Source organism: Rossellomorea sp. GQ25 (assembly GCF_059758515.1).
Genome location: NZ_JCAXEQ010000009.1, coordinates 12,535 through 32,276, shown reverse-complemented (window position 1 = coordinate 32,276; position 19,742 = coordinate 12,535). Strand labels below are relative to the sequence as shown.

Sequence of the window (19,742 nt, the reverse complement as noted above, 5' to 3'; positions counted from 1 at the left end):
TTTGAAAGAGAACATATACATTTATAGTAGCACATACATTCACCGACGTTGCGAAAATGAAAGCAGCTTGCCAATCATTTCACTTACCAGTAGCCATCCGGTTTACTGTATACGGTATTAGGGAAACTTCTTAACAATGAATGGAGGAATGAAAGGATGAAAATAGAAGAACTGAAAATATTTTATTTCGAAGACGATGGATTCATCCCGAACAACCCGGACCTGCCTGTACTCATTTACCGGAATGCACTAGAGCATCCTCATGACGCCGAAGAGCTCTTTAACAGAAATCAATGGCTCAATAGTTGGACAAATGGAATATATGATTACCACCATTACCATAGTAATGCACATGAAGTATTAGGGGTTATGGAAGGTGAGGCAACGGTTCAGTTAGGCGGTGAAATGGGCGAAGAAGTGACGGTCCATAAAGGTGATGTGATCATCCTTCCAGCTGGGACCGGACATAAGAAATTATCCGCAAGTCCCGACTTTAAAGTCTCAGGTGCCTATCCGAACGGTGATGATTATAATGTGAAAAAAGGTTCATTACGAGAACGGCCGAGTGTATTGATTGAAATTAAGAACGTTCCGCGTCCATCATCGGACCCTGTGTTTGGAGAAACGGGTCCACTCTTAAAATATTGGCTCAAGAAAAAAGGATTAAACTAACGTTAGCATCCAATCGATTACGTTTTTTATTCGATTTTCCCATTCCTATTTCTCTATAGTAACGCTTCTTTGAAACGACTATAAATATTTCTTGAAATTCCTATAATCTAAGTGGTTAGATTATTTTTTTGTAAAATAGTCTTGTTTTCTTTTAAGTCCTATGCTATTCTATTATAGCGATGAGCTGAATTGTGTAAGTCGGGGATCACGTCCTTGTGACAACAAACGATGTGGCGTTTGCTGATCTCTCGCCTCAATTTTTTGCAAGTGGGCTTCCGTAGGAAACGGGAGCCCTTTTTATATGGAGAAACCCCCAATGAATCCTCATTGGGGGTTTCTTTATTGTTGAACCGATACGGAGACTGCGCTTTTCTTTTTCAACGGTCGGTCATATTGACTCGTAATGACTAATGAGACCAAGAAGAAAGCGATCAACGTCATAAACAGCACCTGCATGCTGAATACGTCCACTAATACTCCTCCGATAAACGGTCCGATCATTCTTCCTCCTGTTGCTGTACTATTCACGATTCCCTGATAGAACCCTTCTCTACCTTTTGGAGCAAGTGAGTTAGCTATCGTAGGAACAGCCGGCCATATGAGCATTTCACCGATCGTCAGAATGATCATCGCAATGGCAAACCATTGAAATTGATCGGCAATCGAAGCCACTGCGAACGAAACCATGAAAATAATCGTCCCAATCATAATTTGAAGCTTTAAATTATGTTCAAAACGTTTGATGGCTTTTGATAAAAGCGGCTGTGCAAGCACGATCAATGCTCCATTGATCGTCCACAATAAGCTGTATTGTTTCAGGCTGATATTGATTTCCTGCGTATATGTCGCAATGGTGGACTGCCATTGAACATAGCCCATCCAGCATAATAAATAGGCAATACAAATGAAGAGCAAAGCCTTCAGTTTCGATTTATCCCTTATCACCTTAGACTCATTCAAAACGGATGTTTGATGAGCATTAACAGAAATGTTTCGATAACCCAATAAGGCAATGAAGAAAAATACGATATACATACTAAGATTCGCTAAGAATATATAGTTAAAGGAAAATGAGGCGACGAACCCACCTAATGCAGCGCCAACAGCAACTCCAATATTTTGCGCCACATAGACGGAATTGAATGCTTTCCGGCCACCTTCAGGCCATACGGAACCTGCCATGGCATACATGGAAGGAAAGACGATTCCCGAGCCAAATCCAACAATGGTCAAGAAGACCACATAGTGAGGCCAGCCATGCCAAATATTCATCCCGACCAGAGCAGTCAAGGTAATGGAAATTCCTACTAATATCGAGCGGTATCCACCAAACTTATCAAAAAGTGTTCCCCCGATCAGATTTCCGATTACACTCGCTCCAGCGTTCATCATCAGCACAATTCCCGCTACAGACAGTGACTTCCCTAAATTCTCATGTAGATAAATGGTATTAAGAGGCCATAAAAAAGAGGCACCTGTCACATTCACCATCATTCCAATGACAAGCAACCATAATGATTTGGGCATCATTCTGCCCCCTTTCATCAATTTATTTCGAGTCCCAAAAGGATTTTACTCTTTTTTGTGAAAGGGGGCAAGAATTATTTCTCAAAATAGATGTTCTTTTTCATAACTTAAAAAAACTAGGTGCCCCATTAGTAAGAGCACCTAATTTCAGTCCGTTATTTTCCATTATGATGATTAGATTTAACAGGCTGTCCCTGTTTTTCGTAGCGCTTTTTTGCAGCTTTGACAGGATTGTTTTCAGCCCCGAATTCTGTATCTAATTTACGGAAATCACTGCGTGTCTTTTGTTCAGGGTTTTTTTTGTCAGAACGTGTAGTCAATGTAATTTACCTCCTACTACATTTGGATCGTGATCCAACAAAATCATCTCATTTTGTAAGGTCTGAAGCTGAAGTCTCATGCGATGCAATTGTTCACGTTGTTGAGAGTTGGCGCTATTGGCTAAATGAGCCACATCATTTACCGCTTCTTCAAGCTGCTGCATGGCTTGAGTGTACTCCACATCATGGTAATGCTCTTGCTGTGTCCCTGATTTATATTGTTCTTGAGCGTAACGAATGGCATCTTCACACTTTTGAATGCATTCATCAACCGAATTTCTTGTTGCCATTTCGACTACCTCCTTGACGTATAGAATAAAGAAGAGGAAGGTCCTATCCTTACTCTCCTCCACCTTAGTTTGAACCTGATTGCCCGTTTCAGAAGTGGTAATCTTCGCCTATTTATCTATGCAGGATACATTTGACCCCGTGTTCATGTTAAAATCTTTTTGAGCGTCATACATACTGTTTTACACATTGAAACGTAGGAGGTGTTTGTCATCGAGACAAACCCATTTCCATATGCCACAGATTTAAAACGATATCATACGTGGAACTACCATTTACGAAATCACTTTGGACATAAAGTCTTTAAGGTTGCTTTGGATGGCGGCTTCGATTGCCCGAATCGGGATGGAACGGTTGCCCATGGCGGTTGTACCTTTTGCAGTGCTGCCGGCTCAGGGGACTTTGCCGGCAGCAGGGTCGACTCTTTAGAAAAGCAATTCAATGACATTAAACAAAGAATGCATAAGAAGTGGAAAGACGGTAAGTATATGGCGTATTTCCAAGCATTCACAAACACTCACGCACCTGTGGATGTGCTAAGAGAGAAATATGAATCAGTTCTCGAGCAAGATGGTGTTGTAGGTATTTCCATCGCTACCCGTCCGGATTGTCTTCCTGACGATGTGGTCGAATACTTAGCTGAATTGAACGAAAGAACCTATTTATGGGTAGAACTGGGCCTGCAAACCGTTCATGAAAAAACTGCCGGCTTGATCAATCGTGCCCACGATTATCAGTGCTATGTCGAAGGTGTCAATAAATTAAGAAAACACGGTATACGGGTCTGTTCTCATATTATTAACGGACTTCCTCAAGAAAATGAAGAAATGATGATGGAAACAACACGTGAAGTGGCCAAACTTGACGTCCAGGGAATTAAAATTCACCTCTTGCATTTGCTGAAAGGAACTCCCATGGTCAAGCAATATGAAAAAGGACTGCTCGACTTCATGGATTTCGATCATTACGTGAAATTGGTTTGCAATCAGCTGGAAATCATTCCACCTGAGATGATCGTTCACCGCATTACGGGGGACGGACCTATAGACTTGATGATCGGACCGATGTGGAGCGTGAATAAATGGAGTGTATTGAACGCGATTGATGATGAACTAAAACGCCGGGACAGCTGGCAGGGAAAATTTTATAAAGTGGATGTGAAAGCATGAAATTAGATCGAATCTTACCTTTTGCAAGGGAGCTTCTGGAACGCTCTGTCAAACCCGGAGATATTACAATAGACGCAACACTCGGGAATGGACATGACACTTTATTCCTGGCTCGGTTAGTGGGAGAAAATGGCCGTGTATACGGTTTTGATATCCAAGAGGACGCAATAGAAAGCACCAAAGAACAGCTCATCACCCATGAGCTTGCTCACCGGGTTACACTCTTTCACCAAGGGCATGAGACAGTGATGAACGTCATTCCTCCCGTCCATCACGGGAAAGTGACAGGCGCAATTTTTAACCTTGGGTACTTACCCGGCGGCGACAAGGAAATTGTCACCCGTCCGAAAACAACGATACTCGCCTTGAATCAAATCCTGGAAATGATGGCACCTGAAGGGATCCTCGTCCTTGTCATTTATCACGGGCACCCGGAAGGAGCGGTAGAACGGGATTATATCCTTCGCTACGTGGAAAAACTGGACCAAAACTACGTCCACGTCCTTCGCTATCAATTCATGAACCAACTAAACAATCCTCCATTTATTGTGGCATTGGAGAAAAGATAAATAGAAAAGCGGAAGAGCTTTGCCTAGAGGCGACAAGCGTAAGCTGAACTTGCCGAAAAGGCTGGTTTTTACCTTTTTGGTGAGTTTGGCTTATGACCTCGAACCTCTAAGCCCTGAAGCTGGCCAATAAAAAATAGGGACGGACCTTTTCGAGGTCCGTCCCTATTTTTATAACAGTTCGTTTGCGATTAATTCGAATGATTTGAGCTTGTCCTGGAAGTCGTATGTGATGCTGACGAGCATGATTTCATCTGTTTGGTACTGTTCACTTAGTGAAAGTAGTTGTTCTTTCACTTTTTTAGGATTTCCCACGACCATGCGTTTGCGATTTTCACGAACTCTCATTTCTTCAAATGGCGTGTACTGATAAGCTGCCGCTTTTTCAGGACTTGGTGTCCCGTTTGAACGCATGCCTTGTTCAATCATTAAGATCGCTAAGTCTATGCTGGATGCGACTCTTTCTGCTTCTTCATCCGTTTCAGCACAGATGGCAAACACGGCTACGATGTTTTTGGGCTCCTTCAAATACTCGGAAGGAACAAAGTTATTTCTGTAAGCCTGTGTATATTGAGCGCCGCCCTCCCCGTTAATAAACTGGGCAAAGGTATAAGGTAATCCTTTTTGTGCTGCCAGCATCGCACTGGACGGACTTGAGCCGAGCATCCAAACTTCCGGCATCGTTTCGATCATCGGGGCTGCCGTTAATCCTTGATAAGGATGAGTATCCGGTATTGAATCGGTTAAATACCCCAGCAGATCATCGATTTGTTCAGGATATCGATTGACGTCCCTCGGCTTCCCGTCGTGCAGGGCCATCGTTGCCATCGGCATTCCGCCAGGTGCCCTACCCAAACCTAGGTCAATCCGATTCGGATTCAGCGCTTCAAGCAATCGGAAGTTCTCCGCTACTTTATATGAAGAGTAATGAGGAAGCATGACCCCTCCCGAACCGACACGGATTCTTGACGTATTCTGTACCAGGTGAGCGATCAATACCTCCGGTGAGGAACCCGCAAGACCCGTTGAATCATGATGTTCTGATACCCAGAAACGTTCAAACCCTAATTTCTCGGTATGTTGTGCTAATTTTACTGTATGATTTAAAGCCTCTTGTGGGCTCATTCCTTCTGAAATGGGTGACTGATCTAATACGCTTAACTTGATAGTCAAAATGGACATCTCCTTTAATTGATGTGAGTATTATTATCAATTCAGTAGTAAAAAATGTCCACTAACATGCTTAAAGGGTGACGGCCGAGATGGCAGTCACCCTTTAATGGTTTGAATTATTTGTACAGTAATACCTTACCTACAGTACCGTCAGCACTTTGGCCTACCACACGGAATTTTAATCCGTAATTCGGTACGTTACGTCCAGCGTCTACCATACCTTTGTTGCTGTAATCCGCACTGTCGTCAAATAATGGGTTACGTGCAGTGTGGTTGTCTTTCATTGTGATACCAGTAATATCAGAATAATCTAAGAACATTTTCTCGGACTTATTCAGGCTGAATGCAGCATCGTGAACCTGGTAACGGGTCGATCCAGCTGTACCGTCGCTCCAATAGTTTGTCTTTTGGTCTGCGTCGACAACTCCAACGAATCCATCTCCAGGATGAGCTCCTGTCCAGTTTTCGCTGAATTGTTTGTCAACGTACCATACTACTAGACCACCATCATATTTCATTAAGCTTGCACCACGGCGGATGTTGGCCAGACCTTCATCTACACCATTGTGGCTGCGCCATTCCAGTAGGTAGTAATGGTCGGAGCGTTTGATACCGTCGTCCTCAGTGAATCCGTCTAGACTAAATTTAGCATCGCCTTCAGCGTCATCAAACAATACTTCTTCTCCATCCACCACTACAGAAAGATCGTCTGCATAAAGGCCAGGATTTGAAACGGCAGCATCTGTTACATACTCAATGGCAACTTCAACTTCCTGACCAGCATAAGCTGAAAGGTCGAAAGAAGCGTCAATCCATCCGTTAGAAGAACCCGTGATTCCATTTCCAAGATTAGAGTCGTTAGGATTTGTATTAGTAGTAATGCCACTCGCAACAGGCTCACCGTTAACCGTTACATATGCATAATCCCAGTCCGTTTCAATGTCATACCAAGCTTTGAAATTGAACGCTGCAGATGTTGCATTCGTTAAATCCACAGTAGTAGTTAAATAATTGTGTAAGTCATCTGCACTTCCTGAGAAGTACTCTTTTTCACCACTTGCAGGCTCATTGATGACTGTTTCTTTTTGAGGAAGATTTACTTTCACTACGTCGTTGTTTGTTCCTTTTGTGTTTGCTTCGTCAAGAAGAACTTCGAACCCTTTTCCATCAACATCATCAACGTTCACTTCAGTACCCGTTAACCAATTACCTTTTGTCCCGGTAATATCAACAACCGCTGATTCTTGAAGCATTTCCTTCATATAAGGACTGAACCCTGTAGGCTGAGTACCAGGAATATCCCCGGCCCAGCTGCCGCTTGCCATGATGGACCAGTAGCTTACCGGTTCACCTGTACCAGTGTACTGAGTATCGTATTCATCAGGAAGACCCAGGTCATGCCCGAATTCGTGGGCCATGACTCCAACTGCACCGTCCTCAGGTTCGATGGTGTAATCATAAGCAGCCATCGCTCCACCCCAATATGGAACTGTTGCTTCAGTTCCTGGAAGAGCATGAACCCCACCAAGATTCCAGCGATGAGACCAGATTGCATCAGATCCTAATTCTCCTCCACCAGCTTCTTCACCCACACCTGAGTGAATAACCATTAAGTGGTCAACCAGACCGTCTGCCTCAAGATAGTTACCATCTCCATCAAGGTCATAACGATCCCATTGGTCATAGTCGGAAATGTTTACGTTTGGATCTGCCGCTGCTGCTGCTAAAGCTTCTTTTACAAGACCTCGTGCATTTACATCACTTCCGTCAGGCTGTGGATCATTTCCACCATATGCTGCTGCAGGCTTACTTGCTGTATACCACCCGGCAACTTCACCTTCAACAGAATAGCTTCCACCTGACTGCTGTTCATAATATTGCTTCATCGATACATATGTTTTACCGTCTGGACCTGTCCAACCACCTGTACCAAACAACATATCTTGATAATGCTCACGGGAATAAGCATCTTCACCTTCATAATACATGTCCGTTTCCTCAGGTTTCATGTTATTATGCTCTCTGTCAGGATAATCAACTAAAAGAACCAATACCTTATCCGTACGCATTTCACCGTCATACGCTTCTTCTTCTACAGAAGCTGGTGCATTCTTCTTAGCTTGTCCAAGCTTATTTCCCTTACCTGAAGTCAAGCTGTTATTCTTCATTTCTTTTTGAAGCTTAACCTTCGCTTCTGATTCTTCACCTTCTAGTTCTCCTTCTCCTGCTTCTTTTTCAGCAGAATCCGCTTTCGCTTTCAGGAACTTTTGCAATGCTTTCTCCGCTTCAGCAGGTGTCGCATTTTGCTTAATCTTGCCTTCATCTTTCAGCATTTCAATCAGGCGTTCGTCATTCGCAATGCCTAAATCAAAAGGCCCTCCATGTATATGATCATGTTTCACCGTTGGCTTCGCTAACACATTCTCAGGCACTGTGGTTGCAGCTGATGCAGGTACAGCAAATGCCCCTACACTTAATGCCGCAACCATGGCCATCGATAATACTTTACGAGATTTCAAAAACGTTTCCCCCTCTTTTTATGTACTAAATTTTTACACTAATTAAAATATACTCCATTATTCTGAAAAGTAAATATTTTCAGAATATATTAGTTATTTAGTATGACGAAATAATATATTTTTAGGTAAATAGTATGATATTCTACTGATTGTAAAATGGGTAAATTATCATAAATCGAAAGATGTAAGCGGTTAATATTTGTATAATTATGGTATTTAAGGTCGAATTTAGTATTCCTTCACCCGACTATAGTTTGATAAAACAGACAAAAAGAGGGACGGACCTTCGAAACTAGTTTCGAAGGTCCGTCCCTCTTTTTCAGGATGTTTTTTTGCGATTTCTCCATTTACGGTAGATTTTTCCGTTGATGTAGAAGAATCTGGTGATCCAGCCGGCTTGTGCGATGAATTGTTTGGAGAAGGATTGTACTTTTTCTTGTTTGTTTGCCTTGTCGTCTGACAGGTAGACGCCGATGAGTCCTTTGTTGATCAGGCGGTGAAAATGGGCATGGGGCAGTTCATGGGTGTGTTCGTCGGCTTTCTGAAGGAAATGAAGCAGACGCTCTTTTAAATGCTCATCATCCTCGTAATAGAAGCAGAAGTTCAGGTCTCCCCCCTCATGGTCCTCATCCTGATCGATGAAATAATCAAGAAGAATGTGTAAACCTTGAATGTATGGAAAATATCCATGTTTGATTTTTTCTGTATAAGATGGCTGAAAATCGCTTCGGCACGCGTATGACACTAAACAGAAAATGCCAAGTGTCGATCCGGAGCAGGCGGAAAACTCGTACCAGTTCATTTCGGGAAGGTTCGAACGGTGAGTTTCAAACCAATTCTGCAGCCTTCCTACTCTTTCTTCTTTTTTTACATGTTTATGTATCTGCAAGTCGCAGTAGTATTCACAAAGCAGGATAAGATCCTTTTTGATGCTGTCATAGTGATGTAATGCTTCAAGAACGGACTGACAGGTAAGCACTAAATCACTCAGATACCCCCCATCATCCTGATCGGTCCTTAAAGCATAGTAATTGACAGGCACTGCACCCACCGTTAGGGCGTCTTTCATGGATTGATGAAGAAGGGCAAAATCATCTGGATCCAGGGAAACGCTTCGATCACACAGATTATCCAAATAATCGCTTATCGTTTGATAGGCGACGATAAATCGAATCGTGTCTTCTTTTTGGTCCAGTGCCAGCAGGGAAAGGATTGATCCACCTTCACAGTGAAACGTTTTATGCTCGATACTGGCAAGGGCCTGACTTCTTAATTCCTGATTGGGGATCGCTTCTGCCCGCCTCTTCCACTCATCTAATTCTTTATGAACAATCGGAAAAACATTTCGGTATACTCTTGTCATTAACGAAAAGGGATCACTTGGGATCGACACCTATACCACCTCTTTTACAAAATGTATCCTAGCGCTTTCAAACGACTTTCAATGAAGATCTTGGAGTATTCAAAGATATCTTCTCTTTCTGGTTCATTATAGATTTCATGATAGCATTTCGGCCACTCTTTGTAATGCATTTCAGATAAAGACAGTTCGTTGAACCATTTTTTCACTGCTTTTTTATCGACGATTTTGTCGTCACCAGCCTGCAACACCAACAGAGGGACGTCTGGCATTTTTTCCAGGTTTACAAAAGCCAGTTTTATCGCTTGGGAGAGTTCCCTGTACCAACGGACAGACACCTTGGTGATATAGAGTGAATCGTTGCTGTCAATTTCACGTACATCTGCATTTCTCGTTGCCATATCGATCGTTAATCCTGATGGAAACTTCACCATGGGAGCGATCTTATTCAAACCGTAAGACAAGAGCTCGATCGGTCTTGACGGGGTCGTAACCAAGCCTAAACAAGGCGAGGACAATATCACACCTGCCAGGTTTACATGGGTTTCCTGAAGCATACGAACCGCAACAAGCCCACCCATACTATGTCCAATCACAAATACAGGCAATTCAAATTGATAAGCTGCCTGTACCCAATCTTTCACTTCCACTATATATTCATCAAACGCATCAATATGTCCTCTTTTACTTCTCGATGTCATACCCTGACCCGGTAAATCCCCCATGATGACATGATAGCCTGCTGCACGCCACATTTCAATGAGCCAACCGTACCGACCATGATGCTCCATTGCTCCATGAATGATAACGATGACTGCCTTTGCTTCTTGATCTGTTTCCCATTTCCACATGGCAATTCCTCCTTAATAGTTCTCTATGTGAATGAATTCTGCTACCATTATTATAGTAAATATTATTGAAAGGGGTAGTAAAAAATGCTCTATCCATATTATGATAAAAAACCAATCATCGCTCACTCGGCATACATTGCCGATTATGTGACCATCTCCGGGGATGTGGAGATCGGTGAAGAGTCCAGCATCTGGTTTAACACCGTCATCAGAGGGGATGTGGCTCCAACAAAAATCGGTAATAAAGTAAATATACAGGATAATTCCATGCTTCATCAGAGTCCAAATAACCCTCTTATTCTTGAAGATGAAGTAACCATAGGTCATGGAGTGATTCTACATAGCTGCAAAATCCGAAAAAAAGCTCTAATCGGAATGGGGTCGATCATTCTCGATAATGCTGAAATTGGTGAAGGAGCATTTATTGGGGCGGGAAGCCTTGTTCCACAAGGGAAAGTCATTCCTCCCAACACGCTGGCATTCGGTCGTCCAGCAAAAGTAGTGAGAGAGTTAAATGAACATGATATTAGCGAAATGAAGCGAATTTCGAAAGAATACGCAGAAAAAGGACAATATTATAAAAGCATCAAACCATTTTAATATCCTATACTTGGGATACCCCAACCTTCATTAGATTACTCATGGAATTTTTTCATGTGTGACTGGGGAAAAAAGGGGTGGATCTTCTACTTAGGGTTCATCTGACATTCGACACGAACCAACAAGCTTCGCCAAATCCGAAATTGCCAAAAAGACCAACACCCTAAAAAAGTGTTGGTCCCTTCTATCTCTATCTTTCCTTATTCGCTTAACGCTTCCGCTTTTAATGCTTCTGCTTTGTTTGTACGCTCCCAAGGAAGATCAATATCGTTACGGCCAAAGTGTCCGTAAGCAGCTGTCTGCTTGTAGATCGGACGACGAAGGTCCAGCATTTTGATGATTCCTGCAGGACGCAGGTCAAAATTATTGCGAACAACATCAATTAGTACGTCTTCTGATACTTTTCCTGTTCCAAATGTATCAACGGAGATGGATACCGGTTGAGCAACCCCAATCGCATACGCTAATTGAACTTCACATTTTTCAGCTAAACCAGCTGCCACAATGTTCTTCGCTACATAACGTGCTGCATAAGCCGCTGAACGGTCCACTTTCGTTGCATCCTTACCAGAGAATGCACCGCCACCGTGACGAGCGTATCCGCCGTATGTGTCAACGATGATTTTACGGCCTGTTAACCCTGCATCACCTTGTGGACCGCCGATAACGAAACGACCAGTTGGGTTGATGAAGTATTTTGTTTGCTCATCGATCAGTTCTTTCGGTACAACAGGGTCGATGACATATTCTTTTAAGTTACGTTGGATTTGCTCAAGCGTCACTTCAGGGTGATGCTGAGTTGAGATAACGATCGTGTCAATACGAACCGGCTTATCGTTTTCATCATATTCAACCGTTACTTGAGTTTTTCCATCGGGACGCAGGTAAGGAAGGATCTCTTCTTTACGAACTTCTGTTAAACGACGGGAGATTTTGTGTGCAAGGGAAATCGGAAGAGGCATAAGCTCTTTCGTTTCATTACAAGCGAACCCAAACATTAACCCCTGGTCACCTGCACCGATTGCATCGATTTCTTCATCTGTCATTTGACCTTCACGGGCTTCAAGTGCCTGATCTACACCTTGAGCGATATCAGCAGATTGCTCATCGATGGATGTTAATACGGCACATGTTTCAGCATCAAAGCCATATTTTGCACGAGTGTAGCCAATTTCACGGATCGTTTCACGAACGATTTTTGGAATATCGACATATGTACTCGTTGTAATTTCACCTGCAACAAGAACAAGACCCGTCGTAACAGAGGTTTCACATGCTACACGAGCATTCGGATCATTTGTAAGAATTGCATCAAGAATTGAATCAGAGATTTGGTCACAAATTTTATCTGGATGTCCTTCGGTTACGGACTCAGATGTAAACAGACGACGTTTAGTTGACATCAAGGTTCCTCCTTAAGCGTAATTGCTAGACTTTGGTCTAACAAAACATTAAACAGATACGGTACTCATTTCCCTAAGTAGTATGAAGTAAACATGAATTTTTTATAAGAAAATCATGAATTATGTGCATTTGATCCACTATAAACAGAAAAAACCCTTCCCCGAAAAAAGCATTAGAGGAAAGGTTTCAGATCATAGCCGCGCCTTTTCTCTCTTATCGTTCAAGGTTCATAGACCTTGCCTCAGTTTAGCACCTTCGCTTAATCGGATCGTTTCAGACAGAAAGGATCCATTCACTATTTAGCAGGTTGCTGGGTTTCATAGGGTCTGCTCCCTCCACCAGCTCAGGATAAGAGTATCCGTTCAAGGAACAATGATAACGTTTAGGACAAAGGGTGTCAACTTTTTTTCGAGTGACATGTTTAACCATTCAAGCTTACTCCTTTCATGATTCCAACCTAACTTGTCCTCATAAAATAACCTAATTAGGTAATGAGGCTAAACATTATGATATTTTTTACATATATATAAGAAGATACAAGCTATATTTGGACGAAAAATGTGACAATATGAAGACACATTATAAAATTGAATAAATAGTATAGACTAATGGTTCAATTGTGTTATACTATTTTTGTGAAGCAAACGAGATCATTAAATTTATATAAAGGAAGGGTTCTAATGAATTCAGTGAGCATGTCTAATGAATTAACAGAATTACTTAACGGTCAAAACATTCAGGAACAATTATCTGTTTCCCAACTAGTTGAAAAAGTCCTTCAACGAAATGAAGGCGTTTTAACATCATCAGGTGCAGTCAGAGCAGAAACTGGTAAATACACAGGACGCTCTCCTAAGGATAAATTCATTGTAGAAGAACCATCCACGAAGGATAAGATTGAGTGGGGTTCTGTCAATCAACCAATCTCTTCAGAATCATTCGATAAACTATATACAAAAGTATTAGATTACTTAAAAGAAAAAGAAGAAGTATTTTCATTTAAAGGGTTCGCAGGTGCTGACCCAAAACATAGACTACCGATTCAAGTGATCAACGAATTCGCTTGGCATAATCTTTTCGCTCACCAATTATTCATTCGCCCTACACAAGAAGAGCTAAAGGGTCATCAATCAGAATTCACCGTCGTTTCTGCCCCGAACTTCAAGGCAGATCCAGCAGTAGACGGAACTCACTCTGAAACATTTATCATTGTATCATTTGAAAGAAGAATTGTCTTAATTGGCGGAACTGAGTATGCAGGTGAAATGAAGAAATCGATCTTCTCTGTCATGAACTACGTGCTTCCCGAATCCGATATCCTTTCCATGCACTGTTCTTCAAATGTCGGACGTGAAGGAGATGTGGCATTGTTCTTCGGTTTATCCGGCACAGGAAAAACAACATTGTCCGCAGATCCAAACCGTCGTTTAATCGGCGATGATGAGCACGGATGGTCTCCGAACGGTGTATTCAATATCGAAGGCGGCTGCTACGCTAAGTGTATTGGTCTGACACGTGAAAAGGAGCCACAAATCTTTGATGCGATCCGTTTTGGTTCTGTCCTTGAAAATGTGGTTCTCGATGACAATTCCCGCATCCCTGATTATGAGGACAACACTTTAACAGAAAATACCCGTGCTGCGTACTCTCTTCAAGCGATGGAAAACATCATTGAACCAAGTGTTGCAGGACATCCAAATACCATTGTATTCTTAACCGCAGATGCATTCGGGGTATTACCTCCAATCAGCAAACTGACGAAAGAACAGGCAATGTACCACTTCTTGAGCGGATACACATCGAAGCTTGCAGGTACTGAGCGCGGAATCACTTCACCACAGGCCACATTCTCAACATGCTTTGGCTCACCTTTCCTGCCACTCCCTGCAACTCGTTATGCTGAGATGCTTGGGAAGAAAATCGATGAGCACAACGCACAAGTATTCTTAGTGAACACTGGTTGGACCGGTGGAGAATACGGTGTTGGTAACCGCATGAAGTTATCTTACACTCGTGCTATGGTTCAAGCAGCTCTTGAAGGGGAACTGACTCACGTAGAAACAGAAACGGACGACATCTTTGGTCTGAACATCCCTGTTCACGTCCCTGGTGTTCCAGACGAAGTGCTTCAACCAAAGAGAACCTGGTCCAATGTAGCAGCCTATGAAGTGAAGGCAAAAGAACTTGCCCACAAATTCAACGAAAACTTCAAAAAATTCTCAAACGTACCATCTGAAATCGAACTTAAAGGCGGCCCAGCCGTTAAATAGTCTATATAACAAAGGTCCGTCCCTCGAATTCGAGGGACGGACCTTTGACATTATAAAGGGGTTATAGCCCTTTCTTTCGCCCGGTTATTCTGTTAAATAAAAAGACAACAATGGCAATAACGAGTAAAACATGGATGATTGCCCCTCCGATTTTAAAAATCAATCCAAGTAACCAAAGGACTAAAAGAATTCCAATAATGGTCCAAAGCATAGTTTCCCTCCTCATAACGTTGTTTGATGCTAAGATTCCCTAATTCGATGACTTTAAAACTACACATGGTATTTCAACTGAAAATTTTTCACCTATTTTTAACTTCTGTTAGTCCATCTGAATTTATACAAATGGCATTTTCACTTGTATATCTATTATTGAAATTCCCCTAAAAATAATACTTTACTAAATATTTCTAATTTTGGTATGATAATGATTATTTACAGGGGGGGGGAAACGAGATGATCAGACAGCTTACAGAACAAGATCATGATATTTGCCAGCAACTCATTCATCAGCAGCCTGCTGAGAATTTGTTTATTATCGGGGATATTGAAGCCTTTGGGTATGAACAGGAATTCCAGAAAATCTGGGGCGACTTTGATACGGAAGGGAATCTTAGGGGAATTCTCCTTAAATACAGAGAAAACTTCATCCCTTTTTCCATGGGTGAATTTGATGTGGAAGGGTTTGCCGGAATCATTAATGAGACTGAAGACTACAGCATCGTTTCCGGATTAAAAAGGATCGTGACGCAGGTTGAACCCTTTTTATCCAGAGAAATTAAATCCAAAAGACATATGTACTATGCGAAATGTGACAACCATTCCTCAATGAAAGATGATGATCTGCCACATGTGAAAGAGGCTACCCTCACTGATATACCTAAAATAGTGGACCTGTTAATCAGTATTCCTGAGTTCAGTGGCGGCGATTTTAGTGTAGAAAAAAGAAAACATAGCATGGAAGTCGGAGTTTCGAGAAGTTATTACGTAGAAAAAGATGGAAAATTTGTTTCTTCTTCTTCCACAACCGCTGAAAACAGTATGTCTGCGATGATTGTCGCTGTATGCACACATCCTGAGTATAAGAAAAAAGGATATGCGACCGAGTGCATGACGAAGCTTTGTCGTGATGTATTAGAAGAAGGAAAAGAACTGTGCTTATTCTATGATAATCCAGAAGCAGGAAAAATTTATAAGCGAATCGGATTCAAGGACATAGGGTATTGGTCTATGTATAAATTTTAAAAAGGTGACTCCAAAAAAAGACTATCACTGAAAAAAAGATGCCTTTGATTCATTTTTTGAATCTAAGGCATCTTTTTGAATGTTGTAGCTTTTCAACAAAAGGATTATAAAATGTTGAATCCGGGTCATAAAGTGGGAGAGAGCATGATTTTTCTAAAGGATGGACCTTCAAATCACCCCACTTAGCCCGTCAATCGCACTTCCTCTAACCTGAATTCGAATAAATGGAGCCTATTTTGATTAAAAAGGCTTCAAATATACTAAATCAAACGAATGAATCTCCGACCTAGGGATTCTGCGGGACACCAGAACGATCCAAAAGTGGTGAGATTCATATAACTTACATGAAAAGAAGCTCACAACCTATCATAAAGGGTCGTGAGCTTCTTTTTTCTTCAAATCGACTATTCAGTTGACTCTAAATGAAAAGTCAACTTTTCATTATGCTGCTACTTTCCGATTCCCGATTAACCTGGCCTGAACCAGACGTTGTCTTACAGTGATTCCAATCCAGCTGGCCAGGAATGCTTTGATAAGTCCAACTACAATAAATGGATAAACGCCTGCTGCCATTGCCTGATTCCAGCTAAGATCGGCTACAAATTTCAGTTGAATGGTACCCAGGATCAACGTAATGATCATTCCAACTGTATTGGCAATCATGGCCATCGTAATGGTAAATTTGGTTTTCTCAAGAATGAAGCCTGTAAAGAAAGCCGCTACGATAAAGCCGAAAATGTAGCCTCCCGTAGGCCCAACCAGTACCTGTGCACCTCCACTGAAGCCTGCAAACACAGGAACACCGACTGCTCCCAGGGCTGCATAGCATACCATGGCGAACGCTCCATACCTGCTTCCAAGAATCGTCGCTGTAATTCCTACTGCTAATGTTTGCCCACTGATTGGAACGAGTGGAAGTGGAATCTCGATTTGAGCGAAAATCCCCGTAATCGCAGCAAAGATGGCACAGTGAATGATCACTCTTAGTTTTTCTCCGTTCACTTTCAAATCCCCCTTGTGTATGTAAACTATGTATAACATTAAGTTAACACAATTAAAAGGATTTTGGGAAGCTTATTTTTTCTCCCTTTGGTTAAATAAACCTTTTAACTGGGAGCATAGACATTACATATCTTTTCTTTTGCCTGCAATTCTAAAGCGGTTTTTAATGAGACCCTGCCTTGGGAGAATTCATCAATTCCTTTATCCCTCACCAAATACAACTTGGTGTGATTTGGATAACGTTCATTAAAAACCTGAATGATTCTTCCAATGGCTATGTATGGCATTTTCATTTCTCTCCTTATGAGCAGGACGCAATTCTTTTCAACTGCGTCCTGCGTTTTGAAATCGGGGGATCTAATGGATCAAGGGAATGAAATGTTCCCTGTCTACTATCTTTCCTTTTTAAGCAGCATCTCTTCACGCACTTGTTCCGCTGCTTCCACCATGGTTTTAAGCGCTAGGACCGTTTCATCGATCCCACGCGTTTTCAATCCACAATCCGGGTTGACCCAGAATAAATGGGGATCCAGCACTTCGAGAGCCCGATGTATATTACGGATTAATTCTTCACGCTTCGGCACCCGGGGACTGTGAATGTCATATACCCCCAGACCAATCCCTTTGTCATACGTATTGTCTTCAAAAACATGTATTAATTCCCCATGACTTCTTGATGTTTCAATTGAGATGACATCAGCATCCAGATCACTGATGGCATCTATAATATCTTCAAAATCCGAATAGCACATATGTGTATGGACCTGGGTTTCGTTCTGTACAGAAGAAGTGGCCAATTTGAAAGCATAAACGGCAGCCCTAAGATATTCCTCCCAATGTTCACTCTTTAAAGGCAGTCCTTCCCTAAGTGCCGGCTCATCGACTTGTATCATACGAATCCCATTGGCTTCTAATTCCTCTATCTCCTTTTGAAGAGACAGTGCGATTTGATTAGCAACTTCATATCGTGATACATCATTCCGAACAAATGACCAGTTTAGAATCGTGATAGGACCAGTTAGCATCCCTTTAACCGGTTTATCGGTTAATGATTGAGCATATACCGTTTCTTTAACGGTCATGGGTTCTTTATAATTCACATCTCCGTATATGAGTGGTGGCTTCACACATCTGGAACCGTAGGATTGTACCCATCCAAACTTCGTAAATTGAAAACCTTCTAATTTTTCACCAAAAAATTCAACCATATCCGTCCGTTCGAATTCACCATGTACAAACACATCAAGGCCTATTTGTTCCTGAATTTCAATCCAACGATTTATTTCTGCATGAATAAATTGCTGATACTCCCCATCAGAAAGTTCTCCCTTTCTCCATTTCAACCTCTCTCTTCTTACTTCCTGGGTTTGAGGAAAACTGCCGATTGTAGTAGTAGGTAGAAAAGGTAAAGAAAAGTACTTGGCTTGTTCCAGTTTACGAACATGGTAAGAATCCTTTCTCCCCACATTATTGGGATGCAATTTTTCAACCTCTTCCCGCACCTTACTATTATTGCGCAGTGGTGATTCGTTTAAATTCTTAATGCCTGTTACACTTTGTGCGATTTCTTCTTCAATGGTTTCAGATCCGTCACGAACCCCCTTTGTTAAAATAGTGATTTCATGTATTTTCTCATCAGCAAATGATAGAGCGTCAATGAGGGGTGTACCAAGTGTTTCTTCATTCTGCAAGGTTACTGGTACATGTAATAAACTGCATGATGGTTGTATGATCAAGCGATCGCTTGGAACATACCCTGCAATGAACGATAGAAGGGAATGGGTATCAGCAAGGTTACTCCTCCAAATATTTCTCCCATCAAGAATGCCGGCAGCCAAAATTTTATCCTTAGGAAAACCAAATTTCTTCAGCGCAGCCAAATTTTCTCCACGATCATGCACAAAATCTATCCCTATGCCATCTACCGGGAGGGTTAACACCCGTTGATACCTTTCCAAACTATCATAATAGGTTTGAAGGATGATTTTTAACCCGGGGCAGGACTCTTTAAGTGTTTGATAGACTTCTTTGAATTGCTCCATCTCTTCATCCCCGCTAGAGGTGCACAATATCGGTTCATCCATTTGTACCCACTCCACACCCTCTTCCTGTAATTCACGCAGTACTTCGGCATAAAGAGGGACAAATCGATCAACAAGGGTTTTATAATCCCCGGTTTCATACCCTTTAGACAACTTCACAAAAGTGAAAGGACCTAAGATAACCGGTTTACCTTCTATACCTAGTTTTTCTTTTGCCTCTCTAAAAAAAAGCAGGGGACGGTTTTCCACCAACTCAGGTACGATCCCATCAAGTTCAGGCACGAGATAGTGATAGTTGGTGTTAAACCATTTTGTCATTTCTAATGCCACCGTGTCCTTCGCGCCTCTAGCCATTTCAAAATACGTTTCAAGAGAGACCTTCCCCCCACTATAATGAAACCTCTTGGGAACCAAACCGAACATGACGGCTGTATCAAGCACATGATCATATAAGCTGAAATCTCCAACCGGAATCAAATCAATTCCCTGATCCCTCTGTTTCTTTACATGATTGATGCGAATTTCTTCCATTTGTTTCAAAAAGGTATCTTTTTCAATTTTCCCTCCCCAATACTGCTCTAGCGTCTTTTTCCATTCACGCTTCTCACCGATCCTTGGATATCCTAAATTTGAACTGATCACCTTACTCATTCATTCCTCACTCCTTATTTTGATATGATTGTCATCAACAAAAAAATCTCCCTTTCAAAATGAAAGAGAGATTCATACGCATCACT

18 protein-coding genes and 1 riboswitch are annotated in these 19,742 nt (G+C 41.9%); of the genes, 6 read left to right on the top strand and 12 right to left on the bottom strand.

Annotated elements, in window-relative coordinates; all coding sequences use genetic code 11:
- Positions 1-156 precede the first annotated feature (156 nt).
- On the top strand, positions 157-672 hold the full coding sequence (locus AC6CIB_RS20925; protein ID WP_498283985.1) for a cupin domain-containing protein: 516 nt from the start codon (positions 157-159) through the stop codon (positions 670-672).
- A 339-nt stretch (positions 673-1,011) separates the two neighbouring features.
- Here AC6CIB_RS20925 and AC6CIB_RS20920 read toward each other — a convergent pair whose 3' ends face one another.
- The 3 genes from AC6CIB_RS20920 to AC6CIB_RS20910 form a co-directional block, all read right to left on the bottom strand.
- Complete coding sequence (locus AC6CIB_RS20920) at positions 1,012-2,199, bottom strand: MDR family MFS transporter (protein WP_498283983.1); 1,188 nt, start codon at positions 2,197-2,199, stop codon at positions 1,012-1,014.
- Positions 2,200-2,354: 155 nt separating this feature from the next.
- On the bottom strand, positions 2,355-2,519 hold the full coding sequence (locus AC6CIB_RS20915; RefSeq protein ID WP_498283981.1) for a glycogen biosynthesis protein GlgD: 165 nt from the start codon (positions 2,517-2,519) through the stop codon (positions 2,355-2,357).
- Positions 2,516-2,809 carry a YtzC family protein gene (locus AC6CIB_RS20910; protein ID WP_498283979.1) on the bottom strand — a complete coding sequence of 98 codons (294 nt, stop codon included), beginning with the start codon at positions 2,807-2,809 and terminating at the stop codon, positions 2,516-2,518. Before AC6CIB_RS20910 ends, AC6CIB_RS20915 begins: the two co-directional genes overlap by 4 nt.
- A 201-nt stretch (positions 2,810-3,010) precedes the next feature.
- On the opposite strand from AC6CIB_RS20910, the gene mnmL reads away from it, so the two are divergent.
- Positions 3,011-3,976 (top strand): tRNA modification radical SAM protein MnmL/YtqA, encoded by a 966-nt coding sequence (gene mnmL, locus AC6CIB_RS20905; RefSeq protein WP_498283977.1) that lies wholly within the window; start codon positions 3,011-3,013, stop codon positions 3,974-3,976.
- Positions 3,973-4,545: a tRNA 5-(aminomethyl)-2-thiouridylate-methyltransferase MnmM gene (mnmM, locus tag AC6CIB_RS20900; protein WP_498283975.1), complete on the top strand. Its 573-nt coding sequence runs from the start codon at positions 3,973-3,975 to the stop codon at positions 4,543-4,545. Before mnmL ends, mnmM begins: the two co-directional genes overlap by 4 nt.
- A 168-nt stretch (positions 4,546-4,713) precedes the next feature.
- On the opposite strand, the gene AC6CIB_RS20895 is transcribed toward mnmM, so the two are convergent.
- The 4 genes from AC6CIB_RS20895 to AC6CIB_RS20880 form a co-directional block, all read right to left on the bottom strand.
- Positions 4,714-5,715: an LLM class flavin-dependent oxidoreductase gene (locus AC6CIB_RS20895; protein ID WP_498283973.1), complete on the bottom strand. Its 1,002-nt coding sequence runs from the start codon at positions 5,713-5,715 to the stop codon at positions 4,714-4,716.
- A 116-nt stretch (positions 5,716-5,831) separates the two neighbouring features.
- On the bottom strand, positions 5,832-8,210 hold the full coding sequence (locus tag AC6CIB_RS20890; RefSeq protein WP_498284076.1) for an immune inhibitor A domain-containing protein: 2,379 nt from the start codon (positions 8,208-8,210) through the stop codon (positions 5,832-5,834).
- Between the two features lie 343 nt (positions 8,211-8,553).
- A complete protein-coding gene (tbcS, locus tag AC6CIB_RS20885; RefSeq protein WP_498283971.1) occupies positions 8,554-9,627 on the bottom strand; it encodes a tetraprenyl-beta-curcumene synthase in 1,074 nt (357 codons plus the stop codon).
- Between the two features lie 14 nt (positions 9,628-9,641).
- Positions 9,642-10,445, bottom strand: a complete 804-nt coding sequence (locus tag AC6CIB_RS20880) for an alpha/beta hydrolase (RefSeq protein WP_498283969.1) — start codon at positions 10,443-10,445, stop codon at positions 9,642-9,644.
- A gap of 84 nt (positions 10,446-10,529) precedes the next feature.
- On the opposite strand from AC6CIB_RS20880, the gene AC6CIB_RS20875 reads away from it, so the two are divergent.
- Positions 10,530-11,045 (top strand): gamma carbonic anhydrase, encoded by a 516-nt coding sequence (locus AC6CIB_RS20875; RefSeq protein WP_498283967.1) that lies wholly within the window; start codon positions 10,530-10,532, stop codon positions 11,043-11,045.
- Between the two features lie 200 nt (positions 11,046-11,245).
- Here AC6CIB_RS20875 and metK read toward each other — a convergent pair whose 3' ends face one another.
- The gene (metK, locus tag AC6CIB_RS20870; protein WP_475137985.1) at positions 11,246-12,448 is read right to left on the bottom strand and encodes a methionine adenosyltransferase; all 1,203 of its coding nucleotides are present in this window, start codon (positions 12,446-12,448) and stop codon (positions 11,246-11,248) included.
- Positions 12,449-12,659: 211 nt separating this feature from the next.
- Positions 12,660-12,804, bottom strand: a riboswitch (SAM riboswitch).
- A 325-nt stretch (positions 12,805-13,129) separates the two neighbouring features.
- On the opposite strand from metK, the gene pckA reads away from it, so the two are divergent.
- The gene (gene pckA, locus AC6CIB_RS20865; RefSeq protein ID WP_498283964.1) at positions 13,130-14,719 is read left to right on the top strand and encodes a phosphoenolpyruvate carboxykinase (ATP); all 1,590 of its coding nucleotides are present in this window, start codon (positions 13,130-13,132) and stop codon (positions 14,717-14,719) included.
- Positions 14,720-14,780: 61 nt separating this feature from the next.
- Here pckA and AC6CIB_RS20860 read toward each other — a convergent pair whose 3' ends face one another.
- A complete protein-coding gene (locus tag AC6CIB_RS20860) occupies positions 14,781-14,930 on the bottom strand; it encodes a lmo0937 family membrane protein (RefSeq protein ID WP_113969836.1) in 150 nt (49 codons plus the stop codon).
- A 242-nt stretch (positions 14,931-15,172) separates the two neighbouring features.
- Between AC6CIB_RS20860 and AC6CIB_RS20855 the strand changes: the two genes are divergently transcribed.
- Positions 15,173-15,961, top strand: a complete 789-nt coding sequence (locus tag AC6CIB_RS20855) for a GNAT family N-acetyltransferase (RefSeq protein ID WP_498283962.1) — start codon at positions 15,173-15,175, stop codon at positions 15,959-15,961.
- Between the two features lie 441 nt (positions 15,962-16,402).
- Here the strand turns inward: AC6CIB_RS20855 and AC6CIB_RS20850 are convergent, their stop codons facing one another.
- The 3 genes from AC6CIB_RS20850 to metE all read right to left on the bottom strand — a co-directional run bounded on the left by AC6CIB_RS20850 (position 16,403) and on the right by metE (position 19,656).
- Positions 16,403-16,969 (bottom strand): biotin transporter BioY, encoded by a 567-nt coding sequence (locus AC6CIB_RS20850; RefSeq protein ID WP_498283960.1) that lies wholly within the window; start codon positions 16,967-16,969, stop codon positions 16,403-16,405.
- Positions 16,970-17,067: 98 nt separating this feature from the next.
- Positions 17,068-17,250, bottom strand: a complete 183-nt coding sequence (locus AC6CIB_RS20845; protein WP_498283958.1) for a hypothetical protein — start codon at positions 17,248-17,250, stop codon at positions 17,068-17,070.
- Between the two features lie 105 nt (positions 17,251-17,355).
- Complete coding sequence (gene metE / locus AC6CIB_RS20840) at positions 17,356-19,656, bottom strand: 5-methyltetrahydropteroyltriglutamate--homocysteine S-methyltransferase (protein WP_498283956.1); 2,301 nt, start codon at positions 19,654-19,656, stop codon at positions 17,356-17,358.
- Between the last annotated feature and the right edge of the window lie 86 nt (positions 19,657-19,742).

Excerpts from the sequence above, each read along its gene's own strand:
- AC6CIB_RS20925 (WP_498283985.1), top strand. The coding sequence starts at position 157 with ATGAAAATAGAAGAACTGAAAATATTTTATTTCGAAGACGATGGATTC.
- AC6CIB_RS20920 (WP_498283983.1), bottom strand. The coding sequence starts at position 2,199 with ATGCCCAAATCATTATGGTTGCTTGTCATTGGAATGATGGTGAATGTG.
- AC6CIB_RS20910 (WP_498283979.1), bottom strand. The coding sequence starts at position 2,809 with ATGGCAACAAGAAATTCGGTTGATGAATGCATTCAAAAGTGTGAAGAT.
- mnmM (WP_498283975.1), top strand. The coding sequence starts at position 3,973 with ATGAAATTAGATCGAATCTTACCTTTTGCAAGGGAGCTTCTGGAACGC.
- AC6CIB_RS20890 (WP_498284076.1), bottom strand. The coding sequence starts at position 8,210 with ATGGCCATGGTTGCGGCATTAAGTGTAGGGGCATTTGCTGTACCTGCA.
- AC6CIB_RS20880 (WP_498283969.1), bottom strand. The coding sequence starts at position 10,445 with ATGTGGAAATGGGAAACAGATCAAGAAGCAAAGGCAGTCATCGTTATC.
- AC6CIB_RS20875 (WP_498283967.1), top strand. The coding sequence starts at position 10,530 with ATGCTCTATCCATATTATGATAAAAAACCAATCATCGCTCACTCGGCA.
- metK (WP_475137985.1), bottom strand. The coding sequence starts at position 12,448 with ATGTCAACTAAACGTCGTCTGTTTACATCTGAGTCCGTAACCGAAGGA.
- pckA (WP_498283964.1), top strand. The coding sequence starts at position 13,130 with ATGAATTCAGTGAGCATGTCTAATGAATTAACAGAATTACTTAACGGT.
- AC6CIB_RS20860 (WP_113969836.1), bottom strand. The coding sequence starts at position 14,930 with ATGCTTTGGACCATTATTGGAATTCTTTTAGTCCTTTGGTTACTTGGA.
- AC6CIB_RS20855 (WP_498283962.1), top strand. The coding sequence starts at position 15,173 with ATGATCAGACAGCTTACAGAACAAGATCATGATATTTGCCAGCAACTC.
- AC6CIB_RS20845 (WP_498283958.1), bottom strand. The coding sequence starts at position 17,250 with ATGCCATACATAGCCATTGGAAGAATCATTCAGGTTTTTAATGAACGT.
- metE (WP_498283956.1), bottom strand. The coding sequence starts at position 19,656 with ATGAGTAAGGTGATCAGTTCAAATTTAGGATATCCAAGGATCGGTGAG.